The sequence below is a fragment of the Paenibacillus residui genome (assembly GCF_042677205.1).
Classification (GTDB): domain Bacteria; phylum Bacillota; class Bacilli; order Paenibacillales; family NBRC-103111; genus Paenibacillus_L; species Paenibacillus_L residui.
This window is the reverse complement of sequence record NZ_JBHTIU010000064.1, coordinates 1-17909: the sequence shown is the minus strand read 5'-3', so window position 1 is coordinate 17909 and position 17909 is coordinate 1. Positions and strand designations below refer to the sequence as shown.

The 17909-nt window shown below is 46.3% G+C and carries 15 protein-coding genes and 2 pseudogenes; 11 read left to right on the top strand and 6 right to left on the bottom strand.

The window, feature by feature from the left end; genetic code table 11:
* Positions 1-199 precede the first annotated feature (199 nt).
* The 5 genes and pseudogenes from ACFQ03_RS17325 to ACFQ03_RS17305 all read left to right on the top strand — a co-directional run.
* Positions 200-470 (top strand): annotated as a pseudogene (locus ACFQ03_RS17325) (sugar ABC transporter permease); the annotation flags it as partial.
* A 13-nt stretch (positions 471-483) separates the two neighbouring features.
* Positions 484-1361, top strand: a pseudogene (locus tag ACFQ03_RS17320) (carbohydrate ABC transporter permease).
* Positions 1362-1381: 20 nt separating this feature from the next.
* Positions 1382-2542: an efflux RND transporter periplasmic adaptor subunit gene (locus ACFQ03_RS17315; RefSeq protein ID WP_379289692.1), complete on the top strand. Its 1161-nt coding sequence runs from the start codon at positions 1382-1384 to the stop codon at positions 2540-2542.
* Between the two features lie 53 nt (positions 2543-2595).
* Positions 2596-3918, top strand: coding sequence for an ABC transporter substrate-binding protein (locus tag ACFQ03_RS17310; protein ID WP_379289690.1), 1323 nt, complete (start codon positions 2596-2598; stop codon positions 3916-3918).
* Positions 3919-4080: 162 nt separating this feature from the next.
* Positions 4081-4605, top strand: coding sequence for a hypothetical protein (locus ACFQ03_RS17305; RefSeq protein ID WP_379289687.1), 525 nt, complete (start codon positions 4081-4083; stop codon positions 4603-4605).
* Positions 4606-4741: 136 nt separating this feature from the next.
* Here the strand turns inward: ACFQ03_RS17305 and ACFQ03_RS17300 are convergent, their stop codons facing one another.
* The 3 genes from ACFQ03_RS17300 to ACFQ03_RS17290 all read right to left on the bottom strand — a co-directional run bounded on the left by ACFQ03_RS17300 (position 4742) and on the right by ACFQ03_RS17290 (position 8747).
* A complete protein-coding gene (locus ACFQ03_RS17300; protein ID WP_379289685.1) occupies positions 4742-5953 on the bottom strand; it encodes an MFS transporter in 1212 nt (403 codons plus the stop codon).
* A 25-nt stretch (positions 5954-5978) separates the two neighbouring features.
* Complete coding sequence (locus ACFQ03_RS17295) at positions 5979-7019, bottom strand: ROK family protein (protein ID WP_379289683.1); 1041 nt, start codon at positions 7017-7019, stop codon at positions 5979-5981.
* 846 nt (positions 7020-7865) lie between these two features.
* A complete protein-coding gene (locus ACFQ03_RS17290; RefSeq protein WP_379289681.1) occupies positions 7866-8747 on the bottom strand; it encodes an alpha/beta fold hydrolase in 882 nt (293 codons plus the stop codon).
* A 154-nt stretch (positions 8748-8901) separates the two neighbouring features.
* Between ACFQ03_RS17290 and ACFQ03_RS17285 the strand changes: the two genes are divergently transcribed.
* A complete protein-coding gene (locus tag ACFQ03_RS17285; protein WP_379289679.1) occupies positions 8902-9612 on the top strand; it encodes a MerR family DNA-binding transcriptional regulator in 711 nt (236 codons plus the stop codon).
* 19 nt (positions 9613-9631) lie between these two features.
* On the opposite strand, the gene ACFQ03_RS17280 is transcribed toward ACFQ03_RS17285, so the two are convergent.
* Positions 9632-10357, bottom strand: a complete 726-nt coding sequence (locus ACFQ03_RS17280; protein WP_379289677.1) for a MerR family transcriptional regulator — start codon at positions 10355-10357, stop codon at positions 9632-9634.
* Between the two features lie 153 nt (positions 10358-10510).
* Here ACFQ03_RS17280 and ACFQ03_RS17275 point away from each other — a divergent pair, with 153 nt between their 5' ends.
* Positions 10511-10999, top strand: a complete 489-nt coding sequence (locus tag ACFQ03_RS17275; protein ID WP_379289675.1) for a DUF6022 family protein — start codon at positions 10511-10513, stop codon at positions 10997-10999.
* A 20-nt stretch (positions 11000-11019) separates the two neighbouring features.
* A complete protein-coding gene (gene vat(I) / locus ACFQ03_RS17270) occupies positions 11020-11661 on the top strand; it encodes a streptogramin A O-acetyltransferase Vat(I) (RefSeq protein ID WP_379289694.1) in 642 nt (213 codons plus the stop codon).
* A 25-nt stretch (positions 11662-11686) separates the two neighbouring features.
* Here the strand turns inward: vat(I) and ACFQ03_RS17265 are convergent, their stop codons facing one another.
* Both ACFQ03_RS17265 and ACFQ03_RS17260 read right to left on the bottom strand, forming a co-directional pair.
* Positions 11687-12301, bottom strand: coding sequence for a DUF2306 domain-containing protein (locus ACFQ03_RS17265; protein ID WP_379289673.1), 615 nt, complete (start codon positions 12299-12301; stop codon positions 11687-11689).
* A gap of 39 nt (positions 12302-12340) precedes the next feature.
* Positions 12341-13345 (bottom strand): DJ-1/PfpI family protein, encoded by a 1005-nt coding sequence (locus ACFQ03_RS17260; protein ID WP_379289671.1) that lies wholly within the window; start codon positions 13343-13345, stop codon positions 12341-12343.
* 260 nt (positions 13346-13605) lie between these two features.
* On the opposite strand from ACFQ03_RS17260, the gene ACFQ03_RS17255 reads away from it, so the two are divergent.
* From ACFQ03_RS17255 to ACFQ03_RS17245, 3 genes are all read left to right on the top strand, one after another.
* Positions 13606-14292: a response regulator transcription factor gene (locus ACFQ03_RS17255; protein ID WP_379289669.1), complete on the top strand. Its 687-nt coding sequence runs from the start codon at positions 13606-13608 to the stop codon at positions 14290-14292.
* 1 nt (position 14293) lies between these two features.
* Positions 14294-15628 carry a sensor histidine kinase gene (locus ACFQ03_RS17250; protein ID WP_379289667.1) on the top strand — a complete coding sequence of 445 codons (1335 nt, stop codon included), beginning with the start codon at positions 14294-14296 and terminating at the stop codon, positions 15626-15628.
* A 992-nt stretch (positions 15629-16620) separates the two neighbouring features.
* Positions 16621-17553 carry a macrolide 2'-phosphotransferase gene (locus tag ACFQ03_RS17245; RefSeq protein ID WP_144937571.1) on the top strand — a complete coding sequence of 311 codons (933 nt, stop codon included), beginning with the start codon at positions 16621-16623 and terminating at the stop codon, positions 17551-17553.
* Positions 17554-17909 lie beyond the last annotated feature (356 nt).

Here is a 17909-nt window from a genome sequence, read left to right as displayed (position 1 = left end):
GAAAACATTGTACCATGAGGGATTCTAGTGACCTCTTTCTTTTTACACAATTATAAGGACATAACTTATCCCAATTTGCTAAAGCATCGTTGCCCCAAGGAATGGACAATGGATTTTTTTGATGCGATCCCCTCCCGTCCTTACGAAAATGTCATTGTCCGCGTTTAATGCCCAGTACTAGTGGTTCCAATGTTATGGAATAACACTTGTTTATTTGACGCCGACGATGGTCTTCGTCGTCCTGATGTCGATTATGAATACGTTCAAAATATTCCGTGAAACGTACCTGATCGCAGGAGATTATCCGCATGACAGCATCTATACGCTTCAGCATTTTATGAACAATATGTTCCTCGCGATGGATGTACAGAAGCTGTCTGCGGCTGCGACGCTTATGGCGATAGGTATCTATATCATCGTGACTATGCTTCTTCGGTTTAGAGAAGCGGTATACACAATTTATGGAATGATACGGGAGGAAGAATGAAAAACAGGGGGTTCGTTCGGAACCTACCGGTCACGCTGGTGATGGCGTGTATCGGGCTCATGATGCTTTTTCCTATTGTGATTACTTTCACAAACTCGCTCATGACGGAGCATGAAATTCGCGGTAATTACGAACTGGTTGGTAAGATGCCGGTCACTACGCAAGGGGAGCCTGCACAATTCGTGAATCTGAAGCTCATCCCGGATTGGCTGTCCTTCGAGCAGTACGGGAACGTGCTGCTGGATACGCCGACGTATTTGTTCATGTTATGGAATTCCGTCGCGATGGTCGTGGCGATCATTGCGGGACAGACGGTTGTAAGTGCGCTGGCAGCGTACGCTTTTGCCAAGCTCCGGTTCAAGGGGAGAGAAGGCTGGTTTCGGGTTTACTTGGTGACGATGTTAATGCCTTTCCAGGTGACCTTGGTTCCGAATTATATTATTGCCGACAAGCTGGGATTGCTGAACATGGCTAGCGCGATTATTCTGCCGGGGATATTCGCGGCATTCGGTGTGTTCATGCTGAGACAATTTATGCTGTCGATTCCCTATGCGCTGGTTGAAGCGGCACAGCTCGATGGCGCCGGTCATTACCGCATTTTCTATCGGATTATGCTGCCTTTGATGAAGCCGGGGATTGCTGCGCTGATCGTCTTGCTCTTCGTTGATTATTGGAATATGGTCGAGCAGCCCTTAATTTTCTTGGAGGATGCGTTTAAGCAGCCATTATCGCTTATTTATCCAGAATTCATAAGGAAGCCCAAGGCATCGGCTTTGCCGCATCGCTAATCTATATGACGCCGATGGTTCTCCTGTTTTTATATGCGGAGTCTTATTTTATCGAAGGGATTCAGATGTCGGGGATCAAAGGGTAGCTCAGGAGAGGAGGGATAGGATGGCTGCAGGGTTTACAGAAGCGATGGAAGCAAGAAAGAAACGAAAACTATTGTGGCTCTCCGGTCTGTTCTTCAGCGTGCTCCTTTTCCTTACCCTGGCGAGCAATACATTGTTGACGTTAAATCTGCCGAAGGTGCGAACAGAACTAGCGAGGGAAGGAGCGTTAGTAACCACGTGGCGTGGCACGGCCAGGCTGATGCCTCGGCAGCATGTCGATTTATCGAACCGGGCGGAATGGTCCATTAAGGAGGTTCATGTGAAAGAGGGGGATCACGTGGCGAAGGGGCAGACGTTAATCACCTATGAGAATCCTGCTGCTGAGCGGGAAATCCTGGATATACAGGCGGGCCTTGCACAACAGCAGCTAACGTTAGTTGACTTGCAAGATGATTATATTGAAGCCGTACAAAATAACGACGAGATACAGGCGCGCCGCTCGAAGCGGGAATTAGAAAGTGCGCGATTAGCCATTGGTGTTCAGGAGCGGAAATTGAGCGCGATGCAATCGGAGGCGCTTGATCGCAAACGCATCATCGCGCCTTTCGACGGTGTCGTGACACAGATACGTGCGACGCCGGAGCTGCCATCGGGGAGCGGCGGGCCGGATATCAGCCTAGCGAGTAGCCAGCAAGGCTATCAATTCGAGATTGTCATCCCGGATGCCATGGGTCGGAAATTGCGTACCGAAGAGAAGATGAACGTTCAGATCGAGCAAGAGGGGGTAAGTGTCCCAGTTGAAGGAATCATTACCGATATTCGTCCGATGACAGGCATTGATGGAGGGACTCCCCTCCAAGAGGGAGCAGGAGGGGGGGGATCTCAGACGGATTCGGGTCAACGGGTCGTTGTGAAGGTCCAACATCCGAATGTTCAAGCGAATGACCTCGTGAGCGTGGAATTGACACAATCGGAGAAGACCGATGGTGGCATGCTCGTATTGAACCAAGCGATTCATCGGGAAGGGAAGGACAGCTATGTGCTTGTTATCGATGAGCATTCAGGTCCGCTGGGCAATACCTTTATTGTTCGTAAGGCTCCCGTCCAATTAGGGGGGACGAATGGCCAAGAAACCCTGGTATTACAAGGGATATCCGTGAAGGATCGCATCATTGTCGAGAGCAGTGAACCGCTAGCAGAAGGTCAACGCGTAAGGGTCTAATGCGCTTGGGCCGTATCGGTCGATCGCATAGAGAATGTAGAGGAGTGGTTAGGATGAAAAAAAGCGGTGTACTTAGCTTAATCGTTGTAATAACGATGACGTTGGCGGCATGTGCCGGCGGACAGGCCGGTGAGGCGAAGCGAGAAGGTCAGCAGGAACAAAACGGGAAGAAAATCGTTGTCTTTTCCGTATTGCAAGCGGATCCTATGTATTCTCTGGCAGAGAAAAAGTATGAAGAGCAGCATCCCGGTGTGGATATTCAAATCAAGGAATACGGCGGAGGGGAGGGCTCCAATCAAGAAGGTGATCTCGAGAAATATGTGAAGACCACCAATACAGAGCTATTGTCCGGCAAAGGGGCCGATTTGATCGCCCTGGATGTGAGCGGTCTGCCGGTTGAGAAATACGTAGACAAGCAAGCGCTTGTGAACTTGAGCGAGTTGATGAAGCAGGACCCTGACTTTGATTCCAACTTGTATGAGATGAATATCCTGGCCGGGGCCAAGATGAGAGGGGGGCTCTATTCGCTGCCACTGCGGTTCTTCCTGGACAGTCTTATGGGCGATAAAAAAGCAATTGAGCAATCCGGCGTGAAATTCGATGACAGCACGTGGACATGGGGGGAGTTCACAGAGGTGGGCAAACGTCTGGCGGCATCCGGCGGGCACACGTATTCGATGGGGAATACGCCGCCTGAGCGGATGTTGAACATTCTGTTCGTCGACAACTATACTCGCATTGTCCATGAAGAGAAGCGCCCTGCCAGCTTCGATACCAGTGCATTCGTTGGACTGATGGAGCAAGTGAAAACGATGTATGCGGAAAAGGTGGTTACGGATGCGGAAGTTAATGCAGGAGATTATTTTTTTGCACCTGCTTTGATCCTATCGCCTGAAGATTATTTCGAAGGGCCTGCGATGTTCTATGAGCAAGGGAAGATCTATCGCAAGCCGCTCGCTGCCGGGCAGCAGGCAGGAGTCACCTTCTTGATGCATAAGAACTTAGGAATAAATAGGAATTCGAAAGTGCAGGCGGAAGCGTGGGATTTCTTGAAGTTCTTATTGTCCGAAGAAATGCAGACCATGCCTGGATTACAAGGGTTTTCTCTCAATAAAAAGGTAAACGAGAAGACGTTAAAGGATCTTGAAGACAAAGGCGCTATCGAGTCGCCCTTGGGATCCGTGATCCCGGTCCAGAAGGCAGACATCGACATGATCAAGCAGATGCTGGCCGATGCGACCACGCCGCAAAAGAATGAGTCGAAGATTCAACAAATCATTGAAGAGGAAGCGAAGGCTTATTTTAACGGTCAGAAATCGGCACAAGCGGTTGCGGAATTGGTCGCAAACCGTGTAACAACCTACTTAAATGAGTAGACGGCAATTCAAATTCCAAATTGAAATCCGAAAAGAAAGGAATAATTCAAAGTGAGAAAATGGATAGCTGTATGTTTGATAACCGCCGTTATAACAGCAAGTATTTCTGCTTGCAGTTTCCCAGGCAGCAAAGAGAAGGAGGCTGGGGAGAACAGGGCCGCATTGACTGCGGAGCATGAGCAACAGGAGCAAGGTCAAGAGGAAAAGGATAATAACCATACGGAAAATGAGGCTGCTGAGCCAGGAATGACCAAAGTGTTCTCGAACAAGATGTCACTGAAGCTTCCACAGGGATTAGAGGTACAATCGAATGAGACATCGAACGCGAAGCTCGTCTATACGGATAGCCATAACAAAGTTAAGCTCGAGATGAAGCATGATCCGGAGCAAATGATGAGCGATGCTGGAATCGATGGGGCACGATTGAAGATGAGGGCAGTTATGGAACAAGACAGTGAAGGAGACAAGCTAGAGTGGTTGAAGGATGAGACGCAGCTCGTTCATGGGAAGCACATTGCGATCAATGAAGTCATTATTCCCTCCAAGAAGGGTGAAGGTACTTATCATTTCGTGGCTTGGGCAGAATTAGACGGCGCACTTCTTGAGATTGATTTTACTGCTCCAGCCAATGAGAAGGACGATTGGCAGAAGGCCGTTCAAGAGATGATTGAGTCGATTCAGATGTAGTATAAATGGACCGTTTAGCAGTTTGAGTAATTGACGCTTCAACAATCCTTACCCTCTTGAAGGTTTAAAAACATTGAAGGCAGCCGACCTTTTTTGATCAGCTGCCTTTTCTTAACTAACCCGTCCGATTCCCGTTTCATGGATTTTGCTTCTGCTCACCAATGGGCTTCGCCGCTTGTGACAGCAACCCGGCGGCGGTTACCGCGATAAGCACAATAAACAGGGCGCGAAGCAGGCCGACCGATTCGCCGATAAGCCCCAGAAAAGGCGGCCCGACCAGGGATGCGAGGTAACCGACCGTCGCTACTGCGCTTACTCTTGCCGCAACTCCGCGCGGATCGTCTCCGGCAGCGGATAACCCCACCGGAAAGCCAAATGCCGCGCCAAGTCCCCAAAGCACAATTCCGAGCGCAGCTACTGTGTAATTCTGCCCCAATATAACGATAAGCAGTCCCGCAATCGCTAGAAGCGCAGATGCCCGCAGAACGGCCACTCTGCCGAACCGGTCAAGCAGCATGTCGCCTGATGCCCGGCCAATCGTCATCGCGGCCACAAATAGGCCGAAAGCGAATGATCCCATGGCAGGCGTAGTCTTGTAGCCGTCCACCATAATAAGCGGCAGCCAGTCATTGGCGGAGCCCTCCGCAAAAGCCATTCCAAACACAATGATTCCGATCAGAACCGTACGCCGCTCTTTCCATACGGACATGCGTTCCCTGGCGCTCATTGGCGGAGCCATCGTATCGCCGGCAGTCTCCTTCCCGGTGCCCGCAGGTACGAGACGGTATAGAAATAGAATCGACAGAATGATAACTACCACGGCAATCGCCATGTGGACAGGGACCGATATACCGGCCTTAATGGCAGCCGATCCGGCCAATGCGCCAAGCAGCGTACCTACGCTGAAGGCGGCATGAAAACCGGTTAGGAGCGACTTATGAGCAGCTCTCTCCACGGCCGTTCCCTCAACGTTCATCGCCACATCGCATATTCCGTTCCCGAAGCCGAAGACGGCCAACCCGACAAACACGGTGATGCCGTTAGCCAGCCATGACCCGCCCAGACCTATGACTACAAGTCCAACGCAGCTGATCATCAAGCCCGCGACCATGACAAAGCGTCCGCCCTTATGAGCAATAAGATGACTGGCAACCAGTAGACCGATGATAGAGCCAACGGCCATTCCAAAAATAATCCAGCCCATCTGCGCCGTTGTTGCCCCTAGAGTATCCCGAATCGCCGGCGTACGCGAAACCCATGATGCTATGGTGAACCCGGGCAGTGCAAAAATGAAATAAATGGCGATACGCCATAAATGAATTTGACGACGGTCTAATGAATGGTTCATGTATTTCCTCCTAAACCGGCAGTCCTTAATCCGCTGCCAGCATACTTCCTACGGTTAATTGATGCAGTCCGTGAAAATAATCCTGCTTCCAGTCGCTAACAACAAGCTTCGGCAGATTCTCTTCCGGCACCAGCGAAGCGCCCCTGTTTCGGATTTGCACCAGATCAAGGTTAGTTAGCTCCGTGCTGCAGAAAATGATGATATGCGGATTGATAGTGGCTGTGAAGACGGCGACGAGACGACTTATAGCCTCCATAAGCTTCGAACGGCTCTGATTGCTGTCCTGTATGGCAGAAGCAGCATCAATCATCTGCATGAAGTTCTGCGTATCGGATAGCGGCACGTAGGAAACCTCACCTGAAAAAAAGGTTCCGCCTCTCACAACATGCCCATTTACAATAATACCGGCACCCGGTCCGTTCTTGCCCAAGTATAAGTACACAAGAGAGAGCGAGTCATCGCTGCCTATGGAGTCATAATAGCCGATAACCGTGGTATTCATGTCATTTTCAACCTGGACCCGAAGGGAAAACCGCTCTTCGTAAAAGGTCCTGAAGTTGAAATCTTTAAACCTCTCGTAATCTGGCATGTGGGACACGCGGCCGTTATTCACCGCGCCGGGGACGCCCAGCGTAAGAACACGCATGGAGGGGAACCGTGCCAGAAATATCTCGATTTGTTCGGTCAAGAGCTCCGGACCGGCTTGCAGCACACCGGGAAGCGTCTCCCGGCCGATGATGTCTCCCTCGTAGTTGAGTATTAAGTAGGAGGAGAAATCTTTCTCCAGGCATACGGCAAGACCCGTCATATAGTCGGGGTTCAACTTATAGGTTTTCGGCCGTCTGCCGCCGCTGGACAAGCCCAACCCCGTTAGCAGCACCTCTCCGGAATCATTCATTTCATCGAGAGTCTTACTAATAGTAGGAAAGCTGATGCCCGTGCTCTGAGCAAGCTCAACCTTGGTCGATTCCTTAACGCTGTAGAGTGTTGCACGAATCTGATGGCGAATCATTTCGCCCATCATTTTCGGATTAACAAAAGGCCGCTTGATGATCTTCACCACCATAACTTATTAAACTTCTTTAATAAGTACCCATTCTAGCACACATAGAGGAGCCGGACAATGCCTATTTCAACGGGGTTGGATAAGAGATCTAGATGCATCGAGATATCAAGGGGCGGCAGTGCCTTGGCGTTTATTTATGCAATCCCCTTTCTGAACTAACAGGCAGTTAAGCTTAATGATACAATAAGAGAATACTTACATGGTTTGGAAGTATTCGGTGAAATCCAAGCGGAAGCGGATAAGGATAGACCAATTAACTTACGAAACAACAATTGCCGGATGGCGGGTGGCCTATTAGTTGGGAAGCTCCAGGGCCTGTTTCCGAATTGGAGTGGCGTGGTCGAATTACCCTAGAGGCCATATGCAGATTATACGATTATGGAGTAATTTAAGCTGCTGAATACTCCATAATCGTCAACTAGCGGGAGACGATAATAATAATTACTGACAACTACCTTGAAAATCCGTCTATTTTACCGTCTGCAGGCATCGTTGCAAGCGGAGCGGCACGTCTAACTGTATTTTGTACAGGTAGATTCAAGCGAATGGGCGAAAATGATCAAACTAACTGGATAAACTACAGTTAAAATGGGCAACTTTGGGCGAAACGGCTGTTTTGGCGCAAACTAGCTGTAGGTTTTCCAGTTAGTTTCCATATTTCTTCTGAATATAGAAATCTAACTGTATGAAATCCATCTAGTTTTCAAATTTCACACTATTGAAGCAATTTAACTCTATTCTTCCTTGAAAATCCATCCATTTTCATCATAAAGGACCCAAGCCCAGTGGAGAATGCGGAAAGAGCTACGTCGATATTAAAACCGATTAGCTCTTTACTGAACTGCACTAGGTCAATAACTTGTCAATTAACCAAGGTTTAATCAAGGGCAGAACGGCTGCAGGCTGCATTGCTTTTGTATGGTCCATGTCCTCTCCCCTTAATATTTCTACGTCCCAGCCAAGCTGTTTTAATATCTTTTCATTTTTTTGCAATAAACCGATGATATCGACAGATACATTGCCAAAGTTCTCTCCATAAACAATCGTATCTTTTTCTCCGGCGAATGTAAGTCTGGGAATGCTCAGTTCATTTTGAATTTTCTTGTCGTCGAAATCCATTAAGCTTCTATACATTGTGAAAAATTGTTTGGTTTGATCTGGATCCATCTGCACCTGGATGTTATTCCAGTCGAATTCTCCAGGGGCATTTTCCTCCATTTGATATTCAGAGATGGGTTGATTGTTGGTTCGATTACCTAAGGCTTGCTCGTAAGTCTTTGTCGTTACGGCCATCATTTCTTTATACGGCCCTTCATACGGCGGGAATCCTCCCATAATTAAACTTTCCAATCGATTGGTTCGGATGGCCAGCTGTAATCCAACTAAAGCCAGCCAGGAGTAGCCATAATAGCTAAATTTCCCGACATTCATTTCATCGGCTATGTGCATTAAATCTTTTGAAATATTTTCCGGTGTCAGGTCATGTGGCTGTGGATGCTCTAAACGGTGACCTTCATAATCAAAATACAGAACCTGAAACTCATCAGAGAGCCCATCAACAAAGTTTTTTCCCAGCTCAGGATCTACGCCCCACCATTTTAAGTTTTCAGCTTCCTGACCATAAACGGACCTTTTCGCTATGGGCAGCATAATTACTTTACCGGAGGAATTTCCAGTTAAGCCAACCTCTAATTTGGAGCCATCATTTAAGGTTATCATTTTTTTCATCAGGATCCCTCCCAACTTGTTTATACTAATAACATACAACATTGATGCAATCTTTCGGTTTTTCATGTCGAGCCAACGATAGGATTAGAGATTTGAAGTTTGTATGTTAACGTAGCACTTGAAGGTTTCACTTTAATTTTTGAAGGGGGAGACTATGGAAAGTACATATACGCCTACTCAAGTGGCTAATGAATTGAACGTAAGCACTACCACATTAAGGAGATACGAGGAGCAGGGCTTAATTCCTGATGTACCGAGAACGGCAGGCAACCATAGATACTATACGCTCGTGCATTTTCAAGCTTTTGCTGCCATTCGATCTTTATTGGTTGGATATGATATACCGGTGGTCTATGATGCCATGAGGCAAATCAAGAATGGCGATATTACGAATGCACTTTGGATGGTAAATAATCAACTGCACCTTATTCAATTAGAGAAACAAAGAGTTGAAGAAATACTGGGTATGGTCAAGAAGGCTGATTTTAAGGAATATAGGAATGTTAAGTTGACGGATTCAATGACTATAGGAAAGGTAGCGGAAATGGCCGGAGTCAACACCTCCGCTATCAGGCATTGGGAAAAGGAAGGATTGATTACCTCAACGCGGGACAAAGAAAATGGGTATAGAATGTTCACCGTATCAGAGCTGCGTAAGATCTTGGTGATTAGCAGCTTAAGAAAAACCATTTATTATATTGAAAACTTGAAAGACCTTCTAAATGACCTGGAAACCAATCGTTTAACAAAAATAGATCAATCGTTCCAGTTTGCGCTCCAAAGATTAAACCATAAACTAAGGGCACAATTTAAGGGTGTAGCTGAACTAATGAAGTATATTGAATTGTACAGAGAGGACTTTTGATCCAGCACTGGAGACACGATTAAAGATGGGCCTCGGTTGTTTCCGTAAAGCCTAATGTTTGAATCAAGCGATATAGAAAGTAGAGAGCCCGCATCTGGAGTTTGATCGTTTTGTGCAGGTGAGCTTGGATACTTTCAGCAAGCTTCATCGCATGCTCGATGTTCTCTACATCTAAGAGTGCAATGGATTTTTTTAAGTTTACGGTTTCCTCGGAATAAACAGAGCTCTGCAGTACCTGAATCATCCTAATTTTAAAGAGATGCGCTTCATTGTAAAGACGGTATTCGTTATCAGGGTCTCGCTCAGTAGTGAACAGGCCGCTTTTCTCCCAGTAACGGATTGCCGATTTAGGTGCCCCTGTCCGTCTGGAAACCTCGTGGATGCTGAAATGTTGGTTAAAGTCGTAAGCTTGACTGACTTCAGAAAATGATTTCAACTCCCTTACCAGTTGATCTAATCTTGCTTTTTCCCGATGCAGCATGACCTCCCTATCCCTGACGATCCACAATGCATCGTCCAACTCATTTCGCCCAAGACAATGCATCACCTCGCTCGTTACTTCCATACCGAATGCGGCAGCCATGGCTTGAATACATGCCAGATAAGCTTCATGCCGTTCCGTATACATACGATATCCATTTGCGGATCGATCTGCAGGAGGTATTAACCCCTTCGCTTCGTAGTTCCGCAGGGTGCTGCCGCTTAACCCGTATTTTTCTGCCAGTTTTTTTGGTCGTAAGCCCATGTTATTCCACCTTCGTAACAAAATGCGCAAACATTAAAACCGTTGTAATGTTATTCTGGATTATTCATTGATTTCCTGCAAACTTATCCCCTAAACCTTCCAATTTGCTTTCATGTTGTATGATGGAGATAATCCAATTAAGGGGGAGTATGTATGACAGTAAAACCAGTATTCCGTTACGACATGACCATTGAGGAGATTGGCGGGGCAGGTAATCAGTATATCGAATCGGTATGGAAGACATTATACGATTCGATGCTTGATGAACTAACGATCGCTTTTCGTGAAATCGAGGATGCTGCCTATGGGCGCTATTTGGACCAGTTGATGCCTGCACTCTTCGATAGCCTTGAAGACGCCGGGTTCGAAGCAACGGAGCCCCTCAAGGAGAATGATTTCGTAATCGGGAAATGTCTGCTATTTCGCAACTCGCTTGAAAAATGGGGGACCGAGGAAAATAGGTCCAGAATTTTCTGGAACGTTATACGTAGTAAGAATAGTCAACAACCCATTGGAACTTTATTGACGGAAATCCCTCATTCTCATCTGAAGTTCGACATTCCTATGGCACCTGTACTATATTCACTGAAAGAGTGTGAGAGGGATCAAATCGTGCGAGGAATTCGACGGATCAAGGAATAAAAATAATCGTGAAGGAGATCATGCTTATGATAGGGCCAAATCCCAATGAAAAGTATCCGATACCGGGAAATCGCAACTTACAGTTTATTAAGAACACAATCACAAAGCCTAACATTATTGTAGGGGACTATTCCTATTACGATGCATTAGATGGAGAGCTGTTCGAAGATCAAGTATTGTACCATTATGAGGTCATCGGGACAAAATTGATCATCGGGAAGTTCTGTTCGATCGCTCCTGAAGTCAGATTTCTTATGGATGGCGGCAACCACAGGATGGATGGATCTACCTTTCCGTTTAATATTTTCGGACATGGGTGGGAGAAACACACCCCTTCTCTAAATCAATTGTCGATAAAAGGAGATACGGTTGTCGGTAATGACGTCTGGATCGGCAGACGCGCCACGATTATGCCGGGGGTGCGAATCGGTGACGGGTCTATCGTCAGTGCAGAAGCGGTGGTCGTGAAGGATGTTGAACCCTATACCGTTGTCGGTGGAAATCCGGCCAGGGAAATAAAACAACGTTTCTCGCAAGAAGTCATTCAAGAATTTTTGGAGATTAAATGGTGGGACTTCGATATCGAGCTCATCAATCAGTATATTGGCGCGATCGTAAGCGGAGATATAGAAACGCTAAAAAAAATTAAACAACGTCCTTAACAATGGCAAAGCAGAGAGTCGGTTGTTATAAGAATGTTTTTTGTCTTATTATGAGTTCGGCTATAAGCAGATTTAGAACCCAGCTTAACCAGACCGCTATCGTATAAGCAGTCCCATAGGAGAAATTCATTGCGTTATGAGCAATGGCTACAATGATATAAATCGTCATATTCGCAAAGCAGAGAAAGAAGCTTCGAGTGATCCACCGACTATGCAAGATGACTTGTCGTCTCTTGATATACCAATAACCAAGAATAGTAGTTCCAAGCCATAATGTATTTAAAATTAGAAACCCTATTGTACTGGGCCATCCCCCTGTGGCAAAGAACGAAACATAGACTCCGGGAATGAAATTTAAAAGGATGGACAAGACGTACAATCGGCCATTCCAGCGATGGAACCGGATAGATTTAACCCGTATTCTTCTAATCACTCCTAATGGTCCCGTAAGAAGAGAAAGAATAGCCAGCAATATATGAATACGAATCATGAATATCCATAGGGATGGATCTGCGAGAATCAGCTCTTTATTAGAAATAAATTTTTCGAAAGCAGGATCAATCATAAAGTTTTTTGAAAATGTATGAAGTACCCACATGATCGGGATGATTAGAATGGTTATTCCAATGGTTTTTTTCATTAGGCTTATTCCTCCGTTGAATGCTAGAGAAGCTTCATCTTAAGAAATACGATGTCCAATTAATTTGGATGAGGGAAGGACTCCGGCTTTGGCTGCACCGTGCATCTTATTTCCATCTATAGACACGGTAAATTTTAAAGTAAGACGCATGGGCTTGGTAACTTTCATGGACCACGTTAATTGATTCCCTACTAACACAGGTTTGTCCATAGGGACAATTTCTTCTCCTTGCTTTGCCGTTCCAGCTATTTGTCCATCTTCAGAAGTTATATCTAATTCAACGGAAAGCTTTCCAATAGGAGTGGAGATGGTAGTATCCCATTTCCCTTGAACATTAACATTCTTATCGGTTTGGAAAGAGGAAGGCTCCCTTGTCGCTTCAAGGGGAGTTTCTTGTTGACTTTCTTTCGGCTCATTACCTTCAGCTTTCCAAACCGTCCCCCTCCGTTCATATTCAAATAATTGTTCCACAGCGAGTGCTATACGGGGGCCTAATTCTCGTTCAACCAAGTAAAGGGCAACATCGAGCCCCGAAGTAACGCCGCCTCCCGTGACGAGATCGCCATCATCTACAATACGGGCGTTGACTGGAATAGCGTTAGCAGCACTCAAAACGCCCATTCCCATATGATGCGTAACGGCATGTCGGCCCTCTAATAAACCGTTCATTGCTAAAATGAGAGAGCCGCCACAAACTGTGGAAAGTAAGAGATCGGATCTCTTGATGGCTTCTTGTAGAAGATTACTTAGTTCAGTCTCAGAGGCTTTTTTTAATTTGACCGGGATGGAGTCGGGTCCATTATCATTAACAGGGCCGGAGGCTCCCGGAACAAGGATGATCCCTTTGCGGGATAAATCAAGTTTACTGCTTGCTCGAAGCTGTAACTGATTGACTCCGCTTGTTACCATTCGCGCCCCTTCAGCGGACACAAGGTCAACGGTTATTTCCTCGTTGGAGTACATGGCAGCAGCAGTAAATACTTCATAGGGTGCAAGAGCATCCAATAAATCAAATCCATCAAACAAAACAATTTGCACATTCATGATCTGTTCTCTCCTTTCATGCAGGCGAAACATTGCATTGCATTCGATTCGCAGCGGATATCCGACGATCGATTCATAATGAAACAATAACCTTTAATTGTCTCAAACGATGGTCCGAAACTATCACAAAACCATCACAATCCATTCATAAAACTATAACGTTGCTAATTCCCTATTGAAAAAATGATAAACTAAAAATGAACTTGGATGGATGGATAGTAAACGGTGAGTGTCATCGGAGGGAAAGGTGGGGGGAGTTCATGAAGGAATTACAGACGGTTCTAGTCGTCGATGATGACCAAAGCATTGCCGAACTATTGAGGGACTTCCTGGAGAATGACGGTTTTCGTGTGGAAACTTCTTATGATGCCGCTCAGGCATTAGCTGTACTTAAGCAGAGGACCATTCATTGCATCGTACTGGACATTATGATGCCTGGACAAAACGGTTTCGAGTTATGTAGGGAGATCCGCACGGAAAGCAACATACCTATTCTTTTCCTGAGTGCTCGCAGCGATGATGTAGACAAGATTCGCGGTCTGGCGATTGGAGGAGATGACTATATAGTTAAAACCGCTTCGCCGGGAGAGATTGTGGCCAGAGTGAAGGCTGTATTACGACGCTCCAGTTCTCCGATGGGATCCGATAGGAGGGTCTTGGACTATGGACGCCTTACTTTGGATTTATCTACGAGAGAAGTTTTCGTGGACGGGCAGAGCATCGCGCTTACACCGAAAGAATATGATCTGCTGAGATTGTTTGCCGAACATCCGCAATATGTTTTTTCATACGACCAATTACTAGACAAATTTTGGGATGGAGTGGGTGACAAGCATACCGTTCGAGTTCATATTAGTAGACTTCGTGAGAAAATGGAACCCGACCCGGTCCACCCACAATATATAGTCAACGTATGGGGTATAGGCTACCGCTTCAGAGGAGAATGAAATGAAGACAATTCGCATTCGTACGTTTACCATTCTCAGCTTGTTCTTGATCCTCCTGCTGCCATGGTTATTTTACGTAACCGCACACTTGATTGAAACAAAGACGCTCAGCTTCGACATGAATGATTCTCAAAAAAGAGACTTGGCCAAGACGATCCGTCTCATAGAAACGAATGTGGAAAACTGGGCCGACCCTGTTTGGCAGGACCAATTGAGAGGACAGTTGCAGGAAAGCGGCATGGGTGTGGCTATTTTATCCGAAACCAATCAGGAAATTGTTCAATTCACCCCGGAACGGAATCGTACATTGCTTCGAACGGAACAATTTTCGATCCTTCAGGACGGACGCGTACTCGGGAGGGTAATCATTTACCAGCCGAATTCAAGAGGGGTACAGATGATCGCGGCATTCGCAGGATTGCTGCTGGCCTTTATTATTGTCGGTTATGCGATGCGAAGGTTCATTCTCAAGCCTCTTGAGCAAATGAGCCTGGGGGTTCGGCAAATCGCGGAGGGGGATTTGGATGTCCGCCTGCCTTTGTTCCGGGTCACCGAAATTACTGAAGTCCGTGACGGATTTACACAGATGGTAGAGAGTCTCCAAGAATCCATTCAGAAACAAGTGGCATTGGAAGAAGAACGCCGATTTGTCATTACTGCGGTTGCCCATGATTTACGGACGCCCTTATTCGCTTTACGAGGTTATTTGGATGGTCTGGAGCAAGGCATTGCTCACTCCCCGGATAAAATCGCAAAGTATGTGGCGGTTTGTAAGGAAAAGTCGGCCCAATTGGACCGCCTGGTGGAGGAGCTTTTTACTTTCACTAAGACAGAATATTTGGAGGCGGAGCTCCAAGAGAGCACGGTTGATCTTCCCCTTGTATTACAGAAGTCTATAGACAGCCTGAATCCTCTGGCAAGGCAGAAGCACATTTCTATAATCGTGGAGCATTTTGGACAGGACTGCGTAGTCATGGGCGATTCGCACTTATTGGAGCGAGCCATGAACAACTTGTTGGATAATGCGGTCAGGCATACCCCTTGCCATGGCAAGATTTTTATCCAATGCTTAAGGGATGGCAGCCAAGTGACCTTTGCAATTCAGGATACAGGGGAGGGTTTCTCACCGGAGGAGCTTCAACGAGTTTTTGAACCCCTATATCGTGGCGAAGCATCGAGGAATCGTTCAACGGGAGGCGTCGGTTTAGGCTTGACCATTTCCCGGAAAATCATCAGGCGACACGGAGGCGACCTGGTCGTAGGCAACCATTCAGACGGCGGTGCACTCCTGCGAGGCTGGATACCGTTGGCTAATCTAATGGATAGAGTTTTCTAGGAGCTTGTCGCGGCGCGACAGCTCCTTTAGTAGATGTGTCGCAACAACTATTTCAAACAAGTATGGATTTCTTTGATGGTGGTCAATGCTTTCTTCTCTAAGTTCATTAGTTCTCTGACAATAGCAGCACATCGTTCTTTCTCTTTAATTTCACGGTCAGGCGGTTCCTCATACGGAAACATGTCTTTCAAGGTTTTATATCTAGATGAAATCTCGCTGTATGTATTTATGCCTTCATCAATTAGCCGGTCGTTAATGCAAACAAATTTCTCTTTGTTTCATCGACAGCTTGGATAGGGTTAGCCCAATGTAGAGAAATAAGACCGCCGGTCGAATTTGTGTATTCAGATGTTTTTCGAGAATTCACACAGTTGATACAAGGACAGAGGCTAAGACCTAATAAGTTCCAAGGTATAACATCCTCACTATGTGCGTATCCAGTATGCCATGAATGCGTGAAATAACCGATTTCATCATAAGCGTAAATAATTGATGTTTGGTTTCCGATATCAATGTTTTTGCGAAAACGGGCTGTTTGGAATTAATGGCCAATCTTGCTTTCTCCCATGCTTTCGGATATCTGGCAACCCGCTGCTATAACTTTAGCCGCTCTTAATGAACAGTGGGCCGCGATCAAATCAGCTGGTGTGGTGTTATAAAAATGTTGGATAGCTTGAGCTGAATATGATAATATGGTGTTATATTACGAATGGAGGGTTACGTGTGGTAGATTAATCCTGGTTTGAGAAATCATTGCGAATAATTGTAATGGTTATTTCTCCTCTGTCTTGTGCAGAGTAGCCGGGATAGTTTGCCTGCTTCGCGTGAGTCCGCCTTTTCGTAATGGTCACTCTGTTTAAGAGTGGTTATTTTTGCGTATTATAAAGGGATTTGCTTAACGGACGCATAGGCACTCAATATTTCGCTTACCTCTGCACAGACATCACAATGTCTGTGTTTTTTTTTCTTCCGAAAAGGAGAGTGTTCTCTTAATGACAAGACAACAACCTAACGATGGTCGAGATCTAAGGCATGAGCTCCTAACCATAGCGAAGCAAAATGGTCTACAATTGAACGCCGATTATTTCGAGATAAACGAATCCGGCATGGATTTCCTTGTCGCATTTGCAAAGGATGAGCATGGCCAGGAGTGGGTTCTTCGCAAACCAAGACGTAAGGACGTATGGGAGCGGGCGGGGAATGAGCAGAAGGTGCTGAAAGTGGTTGGCAAACATCTTCCCGTGGATGTGCCCAACTGGCGTATCTTTACTCCCGGGCTTATTGCTTATCCTCTGCTTAGCGGGCATCCCATTGCGACGGTTGATCCGGCGGGGGGCGGTTATGTATGGAAGTTCCCTCAGGATTCATTATCCGATGTATTTTTTAATTCTTTAGCAAACACCTTAGCGGCATTGCATAACATCGATCATAGCGAAGCGACAAGGGCAGGTGTTCGTTACAAAACACCGACGGAAACACGAGAAGCTTTCGCCGCGAACATCGAGGAAGTACGGCAAAGCTTCAATATTCCCGCCAAGCTGTATGATCGATGGAAGGCATGGTTATCTACGGATACGTACTGGCCGGAGTATACAGTGCTTCATCATGGCGATCTGCATCCTCCTCATATTATCGTTGATGATAATCAACAAGTAACGGGCTTAATTGATTGGACGGAAGCCGAAATTGCAGACCCGGGCAAAGATTTTGTAATCCTTTATGCGCTTTTTGGTCATGAGGGGCTGCGGGATTTGCTTAGGCGTTATGAGAAAGCAGGGGGCAATACTTGGCCGCGTATGTCTGAGCATGTCGCCGAACAATGGGCCGCTTACCCGGCCCTAGTAGCCAAGTTCGCACTTACTACAGGGAAAGAAGCCGATATGGAAATGGCGAGAGGGATGATAGCCAACTGGAACGTGGATTAAATAAGGGTAGGACCGCATGTGAGAAGACTCAAGAATTAAGCAAAAACCTTTGGGCTAACGCGGATATTAAGAGGCTGTCGATTAATGGTGTACAACCAAAGATTATGCGAAAACCTACATGGTTTGGTTTTAACGGAACCTAGAGACCTTATTTGCTCCAGAAGGGCCTTTCGGTAATTTTAACGGAACAAGATGACCTTATTGCCAAGAAATGCTCGCGAAAGTAGGAGAATTCTAAGCAATAGGCGCAACTGTGGTAGCGTCAAGAAGTTTGTGTAAGCTGGTAGGGCTATCCATCGGGACGATGGATAAGAAATATTTTTTATGTTTAAGCTCGGTGGAGGACGTAGCCCAAG